Annotated in this window: 15 protein-coding genes and 1 tRNA gene; 5 read left to right on the forward strand and 11 right to left on the reverse strand. The window is 23.5% G+C overall.

The genetic code is table 11. The features are described from left to right. Positions 1 to 14 precede the first annotated feature (14 nt). The gene (gene tusD / locus D9V74_RS02540) at positions 15 to 401 is read right to left on the reverse strand and encodes a sulfurtransferase complex subunit TusD (RefSeq protein ID WP_158362991.1); all 387 of its coding nucleotides are present in this window, start codon (positions 399 to 401) and stop codon (positions 15 to 17) included. Positions 402 to 466: 65 nt separating this feature from the next. Beyond that, positions 467 to 1,225 (reverse strand): FKBP-type peptidyl-prolyl cis-trans isomerase, encoded by a 759-nt coding sequence (fkpA, locus tag D9V74_RS02545; RefSeq protein WP_158362993.1) that lies wholly within the window; start codon positions 1,223 to 1,225, stop codon positions 467 to 469. A 1,513-nt stretch (positions 1,226 to 2,738) separates the two neighbouring features. Between fkpA and tsgA the strand changes: the two genes are divergently transcribed. Further along, positions 2,739 to 3,905, forward strand: coding sequence for an MFS transporter TsgA (gene tsgA / locus D9V74_RS02550; RefSeq protein ID WP_158362995.1), 1,167 nt, complete (start codon positions 2,739 to 2,741; stop codon positions 3,903 to 3,905). A 106-nt stretch (positions 3,906 to 4,011) separates the two neighbouring features. On the opposite strand, the gene trpS is transcribed toward tsgA, so the two are convergent. From trpS to aroK, 4 genes are all read right to left on the reverse strand, one after another. Then, positions 4,012 to 5,034: a tryptophan--tRNA ligase gene (trpS, locus tag D9V74_RS02555; RefSeq protein ID WP_158362997.1), complete on the reverse strand. Its 1,023-nt coding sequence runs from the start codon at positions 5,032 to 5,034 to the stop codon at positions 4,012 to 4,014. Positions 5,035 to 5,057: 23 nt separating this feature from the next. Continuing rightward, a complete protein-coding gene (gene rpe, locus D9V74_RS02560; protein ID WP_158362999.1) occupies positions 5,058 to 5,744 on the reverse strand; it encodes a ribulose-phosphate 3-epimerase in 687 nt (228 codons plus the stop codon). Positions 5,745 to 6,417: 673 nt separating this feature from the next. Beyond that, complete coding sequence (gene aroB, locus D9V74_RS02565; protein ID WP_158363001.1) at positions 6,418 to 7,509, reverse strand: 3-dehydroquinate synthase; 1,092 nt, start codon at positions 7,507 to 7,509, stop codon at positions 6,418 to 6,420. Between the two features lie 28 nt (positions 7,510 to 7,537). Beyond that, the gene (gene aroK, locus D9V74_RS02570) at positions 7,538 to 8,062 is read right to left on the reverse strand and encodes a shikimate kinase AroK (protein WP_158363003.1); all 525 of its coding nucleotides are present in this window, start codon (positions 8,060 to 8,062) and stop codon (positions 7,538 to 7,540) included. A gap of 441 nt (positions 8,063 to 8,503) precedes the next feature. Here aroK and D9V74_RS02575 point away from each other — a divergent pair. Then, positions 8,504 to 8,588, forward strand: a tRNA-Ser gene (locus D9V74_RS02575). Positions 8,589 to 8,600: 12 nt separating this feature from the next. Here the strand turns inward: D9V74_RS02575 and deoD are convergent. The 4 genes from deoD to D9V74_RS02595 all read right to left on the reverse strand — a co-directional run bounded on the left by deoD (position 8,601) and on the right by D9V74_RS02595 (position 12,927). Further along, positions 8,601 to 9,305 carry a purine-nucleoside phosphorylase gene (gene deoD, locus D9V74_RS02580; protein WP_158363005.1) on the reverse strand — a complete coding sequence of 235 codons (705 nt, stop codon included), beginning with the start codon at positions 9,303 to 9,305 and terminating at the stop codon, positions 8,601 to 8,603. Positions 9,306 to 9,347: 42 nt separating this feature from the next. Continuing rightward, the gene (locus D9V74_RS02585; RefSeq protein WP_158363007.1) at positions 9,348 to 10,571 is read right to left on the reverse strand and encodes a phosphopentomutase; all 1,224 of its coding nucleotides are present in this window, start codon (positions 10,569 to 10,571) and stop codon (positions 9,348 to 9,350) included. 54 nt (positions 10,572 to 10,625) lie between these two features. Beyond that, on the reverse strand, positions 10,626 to 12,221 hold the full coding sequence (locus D9V74_RS02590; RefSeq protein ID WP_158363009.1) for a peptide chain release factor 3: 1,596 nt from the start codon (positions 12,219 to 12,221) through the stop codon (positions 10,626 to 10,628). 109 nt (positions 12,222 to 12,330) lie between these two features. Continuing rightward, on the reverse strand, positions 12,331 to 12,927 hold the full coding sequence (locus D9V74_RS02595; protein ID WP_158363011.1) for an NfuA family Fe-S biogenesis protein: 597 nt from the start codon (positions 12,925 to 12,927) through the stop codon (positions 12,331 to 12,333). Positions 12,928 to 13,042: 115 nt separating this feature from the next. Between D9V74_RS02595 and bioH the strand changes: the two genes are divergently transcribed. Then, the gene (gene bioH, locus D9V74_RS02600; protein ID WP_158363012.1) at positions 13,043 to 13,813 is read left to right on the forward strand and encodes a pimeloyl-ACP methyl ester esterase BioH; all 771 of its coding nucleotides are present in this window, start codon (positions 13,043 to 13,045) and stop codon (positions 13,811 to 13,813) included. A gap of 55 nt (positions 13,814 to 13,868) precedes the next feature. On the opposite strand, the gene D9V74_RS02605 is transcribed toward bioH, so the two are convergent. Next, a complete protein-coding gene (locus D9V74_RS02605) occupies positions 13,869 to 14,381 on the reverse strand; it encodes a single-stranded DNA-binding protein (RefSeq protein ID WP_158363014.1) in 513 nt (170 codons plus the stop codon). A 497-nt stretch (positions 14,382 to 14,878) separates the two neighbouring features. On the opposite strand from D9V74_RS02605, the gene dnaB reads away from it, so the two are divergent. Further along, positions 14,879 to 16,258 carry a replicative DNA helicase gene (dnaB, locus tag D9V74_RS02610; protein WP_158363016.1) on the forward strand — a complete coding sequence of 460 codons (1,380 nt, stop codon included), beginning with the start codon at positions 14,879 to 14,881 and terminating at the stop codon, positions 16,256 to 16,258. A gap of 279 nt (positions 16,259 to 16,537) precedes the next feature. Then, positions 16,538 to 17,509, forward strand: coding sequence for a glutathione synthase (gene gshB, locus D9V74_RS02615; RefSeq protein WP_158363018.1), 972 nt, complete (start codon positions 16,538 to 16,540; stop codon positions 17,507 to 17,509).

The raw sequence follows: 17,509 nt of genomic DNA on the forward strand, positions 1-17,509 counted from the left end.
ATTTAAATACCAAATTAAAATTGTATTACACGATCAGATATTTGAATAGCATAAGCTAATTCTACTAAACCACTTATCTGAAAATAAAGCGCTAAATTCCCTATAGCTAAATTAATCTTTGAAGATTGTTGATTATCTACAATTCCTCTTCTAAGAGCAGCACTGTTACAAATATGTAATTTAACTTGATATTTCTTATGCAAATTTTGCCATGCTTTGATTAAATTAAATTCATCACTTTCTGGCTGAGTCATTCCATTAGCATTCAATACTCCATCACCATAAAAAAATATACTAAATATTTTATGTTTTGTTTTTATTAAAGATTGACAAAATAGAAAAGCAGTTCTCGCATTTTGAGTACCATAAGCCGCACCCATTACTAATATTGTATAATTCATGAATTAATATTTTATACCAATAAAATTATCAGAAGTTTTAAATATTATTTACAATTAATTATTCACTACACTACATCTAGTAATTCTATATCAAAAACTAAAGTAGAATTACCGGGTATTCCATTAATTTCTTTTGATCCATATCCTAAATTTGGAGGTATTACTAACTTAATTTTACCACCCTTTTTGATGTATTTTAAACCTTCTTGCCAACCTAATATAACATCTTTTAGTATTAAAGAAACAGGTTTACCTCGAATATAAGAATTATCAAATTCTACACCGTTAATTAATGTACCTTTGTAATGAACAGTAATTTTTGTATCATTTGTAACAATTTTTCCTTCTCCGGGTTCTTCTACAAGATATAAAAGACCACTAGGTGTTTTCTGTACACCTTTTTTTTTAGAAAAATTTTTCATATATAATTCCCCTTGAAAAAAATTTTCTTTTAAATTTTTTTCTAGTTGAATATTAGTTTCTTTTTTTAATATTGTTTCAAATTTTTTTAATATTGATGAAATCTCTTCATAAGACAATTTTAAATTACCCGAAAGAGCATCTTTTAATCCTTCTATAAGACTATTTTTATCTATTTTGATACCTATTTTTTTTTGTTTTTCAAAAGATTGATTAACGTAACTTCCTAAGGAAACACCTAAAGAATAACCTAATTTTTCATCATTATTTTGAAGTTTATTTGTTATTTGTACATGAGATATGGAATAAATATCAGATTCAGATTTTAACATTGCAAAAGATTTTGGAATAAAACATAATATCAAGAAGAACAGAATTATTTTTTTTAGAAGAAAAAAAATCATTTTATACCTCGATAAAACATAAAATGTTTAACATTTTTTCATTTTTTTATTATCATTTTTTATATAAACATTATATAATCCAATAATTCATTCAAAATACTTGTCATTCAAAATATTGATTATTTATTTGTTTATTTATGATTTGTTAATATAAAATATAAATTATATAATTTTAAAATTTTTTTATTAAACTTATTTTTTAATAAATGTCTTTTTAAAAAAAGAAAAATCAAGAAATTGTTATTCTTGAAAATGCAATATTTGATATTTATATTAATATAATACGATTTAATTTAATTAATGTAATACCAATTAATGTAATACTACATATTGATTACCTATTTATTTTCATTTTTTTTAATGATGTAAATTTTTTATTAATCTTATGTAATCTTATCTATTTCAGTAGTATTAATTTATTTTTACTAGTATTCATTTAATTCTTTTATAGATAGTATTAGTCTTAATAAAATGATTAATATAAAAAATAAGAATACACGCTCTAATTAAACTAACTACACTAGATATTAATTCTCTTTTATATACATATATATTTTTTATACATGCATTGATTTTTTAGATATAATTTTATATTTTTTTAATAAGAAAAAATTTACTAATTAGAGATTCTTTAAGATTTCAAATATTTTAAGTAATTATATTACAATCTTTGACGAGAAAAGAATTTTCTAATTATTTCTTTTTATTTAAAATCAGTTGATAATATTATTATTTTATACATTTAAATTTAACATATAATTATTAAAAATACTTTTATATGTTCTATATAAAATATTAATAAGTATATAACTTTAAACATAAAAAATTTAGAACATACTTTGATGTTTTTTAATTGCATTAAAATTATTATTTTATCAGATTGTAAAAAGATACAAGAACCTCTTAAAAATCTCTTGATTAATAATTTAAAAGAGCATCTAAATTTTTAAAAATGCTATTTTAATATACTACTTATTTTATTGCCTCTTAATTGTTTGGTTATATTATTATATCGATATTTTATAACAAATTTTTCTGATAATATAACTACAATTGAATTCTCTTTAATAATACTATACGAATTAATATCATATATTAATATCATATAATACTACTAATAATACTACTAATAATACTACTAATATAAGCAGAATAAGAATATTAAGTAAGAAGAATTAATATTTACCTCTATCTTGTAAATTAATCTAAAAAATAAAATTTTTTTTATTATTATTTATTCTTTTTTTTAATTAATGTTAAATGTTGTCAAAAATATTATAAAATTTATAATTTTAGATAAAATATACATCATATTTTATTAAAATTAAACTTATTTCGTTAATAATATTAAAAACATTTTGTTGTCTTCTTATTTAAAAAAATTCAACAAAAAAATAATATAATTGAAGAATGAATTATTACATTTGAATATATTTTAATATATCATATATTTCATTTTATAAAAAAATATACTATATTCATAGTAGTTGTTATAAAAAAAACAGGTAAAAATATGAATAATATTAATCGAATAGGACTTACATGGATTAGTTTTTTGTCATATGCTTTTACAGGTGGATTAGTTGTAATTACTGGAATGATTATAGGAAATATTTCTGATTATTTTAATTTATCTGTAGCCCAAATGAGTAATACATTTACTTTTTTAAACGCAGGAATATTAATATCAATTTTTTTAAATTCTTGGTTAATAGAAGTGATATCATTAAAAAAACAACTAATATTTGGATTTATACTGACTAACTTAGCTATAATTGGAATAGTCTTATCTAATAATCTATTTTTATTTTCAATCAATCTTTTTATACTTGGATTAGTTAGTGGGATTACTATGTCTATAGGAACTTTTATAATTACTAATTTATATTTAGATTCTAAAAGAAGTCAAAAATTATTATTAACTGACTCTTTTTTTAGTATGTCTGGAATGATATTTCCAATTATTACAGCGTATCTTTTAGAAAAAAAAATTATATGGTATTGGAATTACATATGTATAGGTATTATTTATATTTTAATTTTTCTTCTTACTATTAATTTAAATTTTGAAAAATTAAAAATAGATGTTCAAAACATTAAAGAAACAAAAGAAAAGTGGAATCTAAATGTATTTTTATTATCTTTATCAGCATTACTTTATATTTTAGGACAATTAGGCTTTATCTCATGGGTACCACAATATGCTACTAAAATAATGAATATTAATATAAACAAAACAGGTACCTTAGTAAGTAGTTTTTGGATGTCTTATATGATAGGAATGTGGTGTTTTAGTGTTTTAATTAAATTTTTTAATTTAAATCGTGTTTTTATTTTTCTAACAGGTACATCTACTGTAATCATGTATTTCTTTATTCACAGCGAAAATTTTATAACACAACAGTGCACAATTATTAGTTTAGGTTTTTTTTCAAGTGCAATTTATACTATTATTATTACGTTAGCTTCATTACAAACAAAAAACCCTTCTCCAAAATTAATAAATTTAATTTTATTATTTGGTACCATTGGAACTTTACTAACATTTGTTATTACTGGACCAATAGTAAAATACAAAGGATTATATATAACTTTAATCAGTGCTAATATATTATATGGTATAGTTTTTTTTCTTTCTCTTTTAATTTATAATAATAGAAAATATAATATAATTAAATAAAAATTTTATATCTAATACCTAAAATTCTAAAAAAATTATAATACTAAATACTACATAATAAACTAGACTAAACTAAAAGATAAAAATTTTGGTTTATATTATAAAATTAGTTCAATGTCATTATACCCAAAATATCATATACACGTTTTAAAGTTTTTTTAGATTTGAATTGTGCTTTTATTGCACCTTCATAAGCAATTTTTTTTAAATAAGTTTCATCACAACGATAATTATTATAAGATTTTTGTAAATTATATAAAAATTTAGATATAGAATCTATAACAATTTTTTTAAATTCAGAATACATAACTCCCTCTAATTCTTTTAATAATATAGTTATATCTTGATTAGTAATAGCAGAAAGAATTTCTAATAAATTTGAAATACCAGGTTTATTTTCTATATCATAATATATTTTAGAAGGTATTTCTGAATCAGTCACAGCATTATTTATTTTTTTTATAATAGAATGCATATCATCTAATAAATAAATAACATTTTTTTTATTAATATCAGATTTAGACATTTTTTTCTTAGGTTCTAATAAAGACATAATTTTAGAACCGTATTCGCTAATTAATGATTCAGGTAATGTAAATATATCACCATATAAACTATTAAAACGATGTGCTATATTTCGAGTTAACTCTATATGTTGTTTTTGATCTTTTCCTACTGGAACAATATTAGTTTGATACAATAAAATATCTGCTGCCATTAAAATAGGATAATTAAATAAAGCAGTATTGATTTTTTGAATAGCATTCTTCGCTATTTTTCTTTTTTGTTTGAATTGTGTCATACGAAATAATTCTGAAAATTCACTGAAACAATTTAGGATCCAATTTAATTGACTGTGTTCGTGAACATGTGATTGAATGAAAATAATGCTTTTATTAGGATCTACTCCAGAAGCTAAATATAAAGATAATGTGTCTAATATCGATTTTTTCAAATTTAATCTATTTTTTTGTGCAGTAGTCAATGCATGCAAATCAGCAATACAATAAAGACAATCATAATTTTCTTGCATACTAGACCAATAACGCATGGTTCCTATATAGTTTCCGATAGTCAAATTCCCAGAAGGTTGTATTGCACTGAACAAAATAGGTTTATGAAGAATCATATTATTTCCTAACGTTAAAATACTTAATGAATAAATCTTGAATGCACGTATTCTAATTCTTTCCGAATTTTTTTAATAATCAATTCATAGTTTGTATACTTAAATAATCCGGATCCGATTACAAAAACATTTGCTCCAGAAAATGCAATGTCACCAATATTTTCTAATTTTATTCCACCATCTACTTCTAAAAGAATATCAGAAAAATTAGAATCAATAATTTTTCTTACTTCACGTATTTTTTTGAAAGTAGATGATAAAAAAGATTGATTGCTAAAACCTGGATTTACAGACATTAACAAAATTAAATCTAATTTTTCTAAAATATATTCTAACACATTAAGTGGTGTAGCCGGATTAATTGCTAATCCTGCCTTGCATCCATGATCTTTAATTAAATGTAACGTTCGTTCAATATGTAGCGTAGCTTCTGGATGAAAAGTTATAAAAGTTGCTCCTGCTTTAGCAAATAAAGGAATCAAACTATCTACTGGTTTAACCATCAAATGAACATCAATAGGAGCTTGAATACGATAATTACGTAATGACTCTAAGATCATAGGCCCCATAGTTAGATTAGGAACATAATGATTATCCATAACATCAAAATGTATTAAATCAGCTCCAGCATCTATTACTTTTTTTGTATCTTCTCCTAAACGTGCAAAATCAGCAGATAAAATAGATGGAGCTAAAAAAAACTTTTTCATCTTAATTTCCCTATCTTTGATATATATAAATTAATTTATTACATATATTTAAAATAAATAATTATGTTAGAGATATTAAAAATATTCATGATTTCATAATAATTTTATATTTAAGTTGAAAATATTTATATTTAATACGAATCAAAATAATTTTCATAAAATATGAAAAAAGAAAATAAATTTTTTATCTTGAGTAAAGACTATATTTTTAAAAAATATAAATTACTACAGAAAATAATAGATTATTACATTTATAATAATTTTTTTATATTCTATAATATAAAATTATTTTTTTTAAACAGATTGATTATGAATAATATTTTTAAGAAAATATTTCATACTTCACTAATTTAAGAATTCATACTAATTTAAGAATTCATGTTAAAAAATATATAAAATAATTTATATAAAAATAGTTGATTTTTAAAAATATATAAAAAATTTTTTTTATAGTACTTTACTTAAATTCACAAAAAAAAATTCAGAATACCTACAACATATTATTTTTATTATTTATAATATCACTTTTATTATTTATATTTAATAGAATATATTTAATAGAATATCATAGAAGATTTGATTAATATAATGAGTCTATAGTTTTGTAAGAACACAATATAACGTCTATTTTAAAAACTTATAAAAATATATAATTATTTTATATTTTAAAAAGTTATTGCGAATTTTTTATAGCGCTTAAAATAATATTTTTATCTACATTACTATAAATTTTTGCTTTTCCAATAGATATTGGTAAAACTAATCTAATTTCTCCTGACATCACCTTCTTATCTCGCATCATATAAGGAATATATGAAGCAGCTGACATATTTTTTGGCCCTTTAATAGGTAAACCTGCTCTTTTCAACAATCCAATAATTCTTTTAAAATCTTGTTTTTTTAGATATCCAAGTAATTCAGAAGTGCGCGTTGCCATAACTATTCCTACTGATATCGCTTCTCCATGCAGCCAATTTCCATAACCAGAATGAACTTCAATAGCATGTCCATATGTATGACCAAGATTTAATAATGCCCGCAGATTCTTTTCTCTTTCATCTAAAGAGATTAATTGTGATTTTAGTTGACAACATTTTTTTATACAATAAGATATAGCTTTTTGATTTAAAGATAATATTTCTTTAATATTTTCTTCTAACCAAGAAAAAAAATGTTCATCAAAAATAATTGCATATTTAATTACTTCAGCTATACCTGATATTAACTCATTATAAGGTAGACTTTTTAAACAATCAATATCGATAATAACAGAAGATGGTTGCCAAAAAGAACCAATCATATTTTTTCCAAGTAAGTGATTAACACCTGTTTTACCTCCAATAGATGCATCAACTTGAGATAAAAGCGTAGTTGGAATTTGAATAAAACGTACACCTCTTTGATAAATAGAAGCTGCAAAACCAACTAAATCTCCTATCACACCACCACCTAATGCAATTAAGGTAGTATCACGAGCATGTTTTTTTTCTAATAAAGCAGAAATAATTAATTCCATTTCATTTAATGTTTTATATTGTTCACCATCTGATAAAATGACTTGATCTATTTTTACTCCAGATTTTCTCAGATGAAAAAGAACTTTGTCTTTTAAAAGATTAGCTAGTGTTTTATTTGTAACTAACATAGCTTGATTTCCAGGCTTTAAAGGCCAAAAAATATTATCTTCCTGAATAATATTTGAACCTATACTAATAGGATAACTCCGTTTTCCTAGAACAACTTCTAATCGTTCCACAATTTTCATACTCCATAAGTTCTTAATACTGAGACTGTTAATGTATTTCTTTTAATAAGCGAATGATATTAAAAACTACAGATCTTGCTGTTTTCTCATCAGTGTTAACTTTTATATCTGAAATTGATTCATATAAAGGGTTTCTTTCATTAGCCAACTTTTCTAATATAAAACGGTTAGAAGTAGAGACTTGTAACAATGGTCTTTTTGTATCTCTTTTAGTACGATCTAATTGTTTTTCAATAGTAGTTTCTAAATATATTACAATTCCACGAGCCGACAAAAAATTACGATTTTCTTTAAAGTTTACTGAACCTCCACCTGTAGCAAGAACAATACCTTTTTTAGAAGTTAGTTCATCAATAATTTTACTTTCTCTTAAACGAAATCCCTTTTCACCTTCTACATCAAAAACCCAACTTATATCTGCTCCAGTACGTTTTTCAATTTCTTGATCAGAATCAAAAAATTCCATATTTAGTTGTTGAGATAATTGCCTACCAATAGTACTTTTTCCAGCACCCATTGGTCCAATTAGAAAAATATTTTTTTTATCTGCCATATTTTTATTACTAAGATAATTCGTTAATAATACCTGTTCTCAGCATATTATGCTGGCAGGACATAAATACATATTAAAATAGAAAAAATGAGAAATAAATTGTTTTTAAATAAAAAATTTAAAAAAAATAAAAATTAACATAATCCATTTTGGAATGATATTCAATATTTTAATAATGTTGAGTTTAATAATATTATTAGAACATTTTTTTAAATACGCATTTAAATAAATCTAATTAGAAAATACATCTAATTAGAAATTAAATAAAAAATAAAATACATTCTAACAGAATCAAGAGAATTTTTTCTAATTTTATTTAAAATAAATACTATTTCTATGAAAATATTAAAAATATTTTTTAAAATTACAAAAAAAAATTAATTAATTAAAACTTGACGTAATTTATTCTTTTTGATTACAATAAATATGTAAAAATATATCGGTGAGGTGTCCGAGAGGCTTAAGGAGCACGCCTGGAAAGCGTGTATATGGAAACGTATCAAGGGTTCGAATCCCTTTCTCACCAAAAAAAATATTTTTATAAAGTAGATTCTAAAGCTATTTCAATCATATCATTAAAACTTGATTCTCTATCTATAGAAGAAAGACTTTCTCTTTTTATAATATGATCAGATACTGTGCATATTGATAATGCTTTTGCGTGTAGTTCAGCTGCAACAGAATATATTCCTGCAGTTTCCATATCTATTCCAATAATATTATATTTTTTTAAAATATTAAGCATGTGTTTATCATCATTATAAAAAGAATCTGTTGTAAAGAAATTTCCAACAGAGACAGTAATATTCATTTTTTTTGCAATATTAAACACGTGATAAAGCATTTCAAAATCTGAAATAGCAGAGAAATCATGATTATTAAATTTTATTCGATTTATTTTTGAATCAGTAGATGCACCCATACTAATGACTATATCACGTAAATTAATATCATCTCGTATAGAACCACAAGTTCCTATTCGAATAATTTTTTTTACATTAAATGTAGAAATTAATTCATGAGTATAAAGAGCAGCAGATGGAATGCCTATTCCATGACTCATGATAGATATCTTTTTATTTTTATAAAATCCAGTATAAGCAAACATTAAACGTGTATTATTAATTTGAATACATTTACTTAAATATTTTTCAGCAATATATTTTGCTCTCACTGGATCACCAGGCATTAATACTATATCTGAAAAATCATTATTTTTACTATTAATATGAGGTGTAGACACTAATTAATTCCTTTTTAAAATAAAACAATAAAAATGTAATTTTTACAACATACTTTCTCCATATTGCATAGGAGATAAGAGGAAATATTTTGCAATAGTTTGTCCTATATCAGAAAATGTTTTGCGATGACCTAAAAATTTTTTTTCAAGATTAGGTGAATAAATTAATATAGGAATATTTTCACGAGTGTGATCTGTTCCTTTCCATGTTGGATCACATCCATGATCTGCAGTTAAAATTAATAAATCATTATCTTTAACTAAATCAATTATTTGAGATAATTTATTATCAAAAAACTCTAAACCTCTAGCATATCCCGAAATGTCACGACGATGACCCCAATTTGAATCAAAATCTACTAGATTAGTAAATATTATAGTATTAGTATCAGATTTTTTTATTTCATCAATAGTTATATTACATAATTCATCAAGACCTGTAGCTTTAATATACTTACTTATTCCTACTCCAGAATAAATATCAGACACTTTTCCAATTCCAATAACTTGACCCATTTTTTCATTTATTAGTTTCTGCATTACTGTAGTAGAAAATGGTTTAATTGAAAAATCACGTCTATTACCTGTACGTTGAAAATTAGATTTATTAATTCCAATAAAAGGTCTGGCAATTACTCTTGCCACTTTATATTTTTCTTGATCTAAAAACAATCGAACTTTTTTACATAATGCATAAAGATTAGATAATCCAAAAAAAACTTCGTGACATGCTATTTGTAAAACAGAATCTGATGAAGTATAAATAATAGGTTTATTGGTTTTGATATGTTCTTCCCCTAAATTATTTATAATATCAGTACCTGATGCATGACAGTTACCAATAAAACCTGTTAATTTAGATACATTTATAATTTTTTTTAAAAAATTTTCAGGAAAACTATTATTTTTTTGGGAAAAATAAAACCAATCATCTAAAACTGGCACTCCCGCAATTTCCCAATGTCCTGAAGTAGTATCTTTTCCAGAAGAAATTTCACTAGCAAAACCATAACTTCCAATAATATGTGAATTATTATGACACCCTAAAAGATTTTTTTTTGTAGATTTTTGTAAAGCATGCATTATCCCTAATTTTACTAAATTAGGAATATATAAAGCACCTTTTCTTCCTATATTTACTTTACCTAAAAAACATTTTTCTACTATATGACCAAATGTATTTGCACCAACATCATTAAATTTATACGCATCTGGACTAGAACCAATTCCTAAAGAATCTATAACAATTAAAAAAACCCGTTTCATAATTACAATTCCAAAAATATATTAACAAATAAACACATTTGAAAATTTTTAAAATTATTCCTGTTCTCGTGTTAAATCAAAAAAAATGTCAGAATGTTGAGTCATAACAATATTTAAATTAGCTATACTTGGAGATAAATATATTAAATTATTGTTATTATCATAAGCTAAATAAGAACTATAATTTTTTTTAAAATTATTAATACTGTCATTATTTTTAGACCTAATCCAACGAGCAAGAATAATGTTAACTTTTTCATATATTGCATCAATATTATATTCTATTTTTAAACGTTCAATAACAACATCAAATTGCAACATTCCAATAGCTCCTAAAATTAAATTATTATTAATAATAGGTCGAAATACTTGAACGGTTCCTTCTTCAGATAACTGCATCAAACCTTTTTTTAATTGTTTTTGTTTTAAAGGATTTTTCAAATAAATTTGACGAAATATTTCTGGTGCAAAACTAGGTATGCCAATAAATTTAATATCTTCTCCTTCTGTAAATGTATCTCCAATTTTAATTGTTCCATGATTATGAAGTCCTATAACATCACCAGGATATGCATTTTTAATTAATATTCTCTCTCCAGCTAAAAAAGAGAAAGCATCAGAAACTATAATATATTTTTTAATTCTTACATGTTTCAATTTCATACCTTTTTTATATTTCCCTGAAACAATTCTTATAAAAGCTATTCTATCACGGTGTTTTAAATCCATATTAGCTTGAATTTTAAATACAAAACCCGTAAATTTTTTTTCTTGAGGATTAACTCGACGTTTATTACTTTGGCGATATAAAGGAGAAGGAGCCCATTGTATTATACTATTTAATAAATGGTCTACACCAAAATTACTAAGTGCGCTACCAAAAAAAATAGGGGTTATCATTGCTTCTAAAAATTTTTTATGATTAAATTTAAGATATATATTAATAATTAATTCTAATTCTTTAGAAATATATTCAGATAAGTCTACTCCAATTGATTCTTTTACAAAAGAATCAGAAAAATTAGTAATATCTTGAATAACATAAGATTTTTTTTTTATAATTTTATGTTTATAAAAATGGATTGTTTTATCATATATATGATATACACCTTGAAAATTTTTTCCACAACTAATCGGCCAAGTAATAGGAATACAATGCATTTTAAAATCTTTTTCAATTTCATCAAGAAGAGATATTGGATCACAACTATCACGATCTAATTTATTAATAAAAGTAATAATAGGAGTACTATGAATACGTGTCACTTCTATTAATTTTCTTGTTCGTTCTTCTATACCTTTAGCTGCATCAATTATTACCACACAGCAATCGACTGCAGTAAGGATACGATATGTATCCTCTGAAAAATCTTGATGACCCGGAGTATCTAATAAATTTATTAAAATATTTTTATATGTAAATTGCATAACAGATGTAGTAACTGAAATACCACGTTCTTTTTCAATATTCATCCAATCTGATTTAGCATATTTTCCATTTTTTCTCCCTTTAATTGTTCCAGAAATATGAATTGCTTTACCAAATAATAACATTTTTTCAGTAATAGTAGTTTTTCCAGCATCAGGATGCGAAATAATTGCAAATGTTCTTCTTTTAATTAATTCCTGTTCATGCTTGTTTTCAAACATATATATACTCATTTAAAACATTTAATAAAAATATTTTGATATACTATTTTTTTTATAAATTTTTAAAAAAATTATCATCAATTGATGTAGTAAGATATATTATATAATATTAATAAAATGAATGTGTTCCATGTAAATGTTCTGTTTCATCACGTACTTTTTTTATTACAGAAAAAGTTGATAATAATTTTTTTTCTACTGTTTGTTTTAAAGTTAATCCAATCATTGAACATCCATTACAACCTCCGCTAAATCTAATTGTCACTGTACCAGTTTTATCGATTTTAGTTACATGTACTTGTCCTCCATGCATGGATAATTGAGGATTAATTTCTTCATTTAAGAAATTTTGTATTTTTTCTTCTAATGAAGATTCTTTTGAATAAAAAGAATTTTTCTCTAAAGAACAATTCTTTTTAACATAAGGAGCTTTTAATGTTAATTGTGAGCTAATGTGATCAGTAATTAAATCAATTTCTGCATTTTTTAAATAAGAAATAATTTCTTGATTAACATAAATAAAAAAATTTTTATATTTTAATTTTATATCTAATTTTTCAATTTCATTTTCATGGCAAAATGCAAGACCACATTCTGCAATTTGTGTACCTGGATGAATTACAAAAACTCGTATTTGAGTTCCAATAGGTTCATGAGATAACAGTGATGTAAGATGTTTTTGTGCATTTTTAGAAACAATAATCATAAGCATTACTTAAATTAAGTATTTTATAATAATTTTACTAATTTATTGACACAAAAACAAGAAGATTTATATTTAATATAAAACGAATATTTTTAAGATAGTTAAGAGAAAATAAATGAAAAATTTTTCTTGGGAAATCATGGGAATCGGAAAAATTAATGTTATCATATTAAACGGATGGGGAATTAATTCAAAAATTTGGTTATTTATTATTCAAGAACTAAGATACTATTTTAAATTTCATTTAATCGATTTACCTGGATCAGGACAAAATAAAAATCTTATTCCAATAAAAATAGATAAAATCGTTGAAATATTACGTCAAAAAATGCCTAAAGATGCGATATGGATAGGATGGTCACTCGGAGGTATCATTGTCAATTATTTTGGATTGCATTATCCTGAATATATTTTAGCTATCATTAATGTTGCTTCATCTCCATGTTTTATCGAAAAAAAGAACTGGCCAGGAATTAAAAAAAAAATAATTAATAATTTTTATTTTAATTTAAAAACAAAATATCATTATACAATAAGAAATTTTTTAGATTTAGAAAAAATAAATTCTGAAGAAAACTGTAAAGATATAATAATACTAAAAAATATTTTATCTTTACAATCATCACCAAATATAAAATTATTAAAAAATAGTCTAGAAATAATCTTATTATTTGACTTACGTGTAGATTTAACATTTCTTCAAACACCTTTATTAAGAATATATGGAGAACTAGATAACTTAGTACCTAAAAAAATAATATCCATATTAGATAAAAAATGGCCTAAAACAAAGTCTATTATTATAAAAAAATCTGCTCATGCTCCATTTATCACAAAAAAAAAAGAATTTTGTTATATTTTATCACATTTCAATCATTTTCTTTAAAAAAAATATAGCCCCAAAATCGGGGCTATCTACAATAAAAATTTTTAATATTTTATCAAAAAGGAATTTCATCATCAAAATCTATTTCTGATGTATGAATAACATCTTTATTTGAATGATGTGATTCTAATGTTTTTTTAAAATCTCCTGGATCTGATTTTTTCATATTTGATTCAATGCTATTATTTTCATGAGTTGATGATGTTTGCAAATGAGTATTACGGCTCCCTAGCATTTGCATTGTTCCACCTATATTAACAATAATTTCTGTAGTATAACGTTCAATTCCATTTTGATCTTGCCATTTTCTAGTTTGTAATGATCCTTCAATGTATACTTGAGAACCTTTTCTAAGGTATTCACCCGCAATTTCTGCTAATTTTCCAAATAACACTATTCGATGCCATTCTGTTTTTTCTTTGTTTTCTCCAGTATTTTTATCTTTCCAATTTTCTGAAGTGGCTAATGTTATATTAACTACTGCGTTACCATTAGGCATATAACGAACTTCAGGATCTTGACCTAAATGCCCAATTAAAATAACTTTGTTTATACCTCTACTGGCCATAACATGAACTCCATTTTTTTAAGAAATATGATTAAAAAATATATTTGTATATATTCATTTAAATTATACATCTTAAATATTTTATTTAATATGATCAAATCTATAAAAAATGCTATATTATTTTTTAGATATTTTGCAATTTAATAAATATAAAAACCTTATAAGTTTTGATTATTAATCTATGAATAATATTAAATATTTCACATAATTAATTTATAATTTAGATTTATTTTATAACAGATTATTTTATGCTTAATAAATTATCGATGTAATTTATTAATAAATTCTTCATGAAAAAAATATCAAATAAAATAGTTAACGTGACACATATATTAAGTATATTTTTATGTTTATTTTCATGATAAAAGAAATACAAAAAATGAAAAATATTTTTAAAAGGACTAAAATTAGATTAGTCTATACAGAGTGTGTTATTGCAATATTACGATATAATTTCATATAGATTCACTAAATAATAATGGTATATGCAATAAAATATGGCTAAAAATAAATTATATTTAAATCAAATTAATCGATTAAAAATTCCACCACATTCTTTAGAAGCAGAACAATCAGTATTAGGTGGTTTAATGTTAGATAATGAACAATGGGATAATGTTTCAGAGCATGTAGTAGCTGATGATTTTTTTAGTAAACCTCATCGATTAATATTTCAAGAAATGCAAAAACTTCTTGATTTAGGCTATCCGATAGATTTAATTACTCTTTCTGAATCTTTAGAACAAAAGGGTAAATTAGAAAGTGTGGGTAGATTTTCTTATCTAGCTGAATTATCAAAGAATACACCAAGTACAGCTAATATTACTGCGTATGCTGATATTGTTCGAGAACGTGCAATAGTCAGAGAAATGATATTAGTAGCTAATAAAATTGCTAATGCTGGATACGATACACAAGGAAGAAAAAGCGAAGAATTATTAGATTATGCTGAATCAAGCGTTTTTAAAATTGCAGAAAAACGTTTTAAAAAAGATTCAGGACCAAAAAATATCGAACAAATTCTTGATGAAACTGTTACAAGTATTGAAAAATTATTTTTATCACCAAATGATGGTGTAACAGGGATTAATACTGGATATCAAGATTTAAATAAAAAAATATCAGGTTTACAACGTTCTGAACTTATTATCATTGCTGCTAGACCTTCTATGGGAAAAACAACATTTGCTATGAATTTATGTGAAAACGCTGCTATGCTTTATGATAAACCTGTATTAATATTTAGTTTAGAAATGCCTGGAGAACAAATTATGATGCGTATATTAGCTTCTTTATCACGAGTAAATCAAGCCCGAATCAGAACTGGACAATTAAACGATGAAGATTGGGCTCGAATATCTGGAACTATTAATATATTACTTAAAAAAAAGAATATTTATATTGATGATTCTTCAGCATTAACTCCTAGTGAAGTACGTTCACGCGCGCGGCGTATTTATCGTGAAAACGATGGATTAACTTTAATTATGGTAGATTATTTACAACTTATGAGAGTACCCTCTCTTTCTGAAAATCGTACATTAGAAATTGCAGAAATATCTAGAACTTTAAAAGCATTAGCAAAAGAACTACAAGTTCCAGTAATAGCATTATCACAATTAAATCGTTCTTTAGAACAAAGAGCAGATAAAAGACCAGTAAATTCAGATTTACGTGAATCAGGATCTTTAGAACAAGATGCAGATTTAATTATGTTTATATATCGTGATGAAATTTATAATGAAAACAGTGATTTTAAAGGAATAGCTGAAATTATAATAGGAAAACAAAGAAATGGTCCTATTGGTACCATTCGTTTAACTTTCAATGGACATTGGTCTAGATTTGATAACTATGCAGGTCCTAAATATGATTAAATATTAAGTTGTTTGTTTAAAAATTTGTTACTAATTTATTTTGAAAATATAATATCAATTATTGAATTACAAAAATATTTTTTTAATTATTTAATTTTTTAATTATTTAATAAATTAATTTTTTTTATAATAAATGATTCAATAAAAAAATACGATTTATAAAAATATTTTTAGAAAATAAAATAATTAAAATAATATATTTTTCATTTTTATCCAGACATTATTATTAATATAACTCTTTTTTTTAATTTTTTAATTCATTATAAGATAATCTAATCTATGTATAAGAAAAAACATTTAAGTATTGGAATCATTATGGATTCTATTAAATCAATTAATATAAAAAAAGATTCAAGTTTCGCTATGATGTTGGAAGCTCAAAAGAGAAATTATATTATACATTATATGCAAATGAATGATCTTTATTTATTAGAAGGCACACCATATGCAAGAACTCGTATAATAAAATTAAAAAATAATATAGAAAAATGGTATGAATTTATTGCAGAAAAAAACATTTCTTTAAGTGAACTAGATGTTATCTTAATGCGAAAAGACCCACCATTTAATATAGAATTTATTTATTCAACATATATTTTAGAACGTGCCGAAAAAATGGGTACACTTGTTATTAATAAACCTCAAAGTTTAAGAGATTGCAATGAAAAAATGTTTATATCATGGTTTCCTGAATTAACTACTAATACTTTAGTAACAAGAAATATTCATAAAATACGTCAATTTTGGGAAAAAAATCAAGATATTATTATTAAGCCATTAGATAGTATGGGAGGAACTAATATTTTTCGTATTAAAAAAAATGATCCTAATTTTTCAGTGATTGCAGAAACAATGACTTCTTACCAAACAAAATATTGTATGATTCAAAAATATTTACCAGAAATTAAATTTGGTGATAAAAGAATTTTAATAATTAACGGAAAAGCCATACCTTGGTGTTTAGCAAGACTTGCTAAAATTGGAGAAACTAGAGCTAATTTAGCAGCTGGTGGAACAGGAAAAGTACAAGCTCTCAGTAAAACTGATTGGAAAATAGCACATTATTTATCTCCAATTTTAAAAGAAAAAGGTTTAATTTTTGTTGGTATAGATATAATAGGTGATAAACTTATCGAAATTAATGTTACAAGTCCAACCTGTATTCGTGAAATTGAATCTAAAAAAAATATTTCTATTACAAGCATATTATTTGATTATATAGAAAAAAAAATATTATATCAGAGATCATAA

Source organism: Buchnera aphidicola (Macrosiphoniella sanborni) (genome assembly GCF_005080885.1).
GTDB classification, from domain to species: domain Bacteria; phylum Pseudomonadota; class Gammaproteobacteria; order Enterobacterales; family Enterobacteriaceae; genus Buchnera; species Buchnera aphidicola_AU.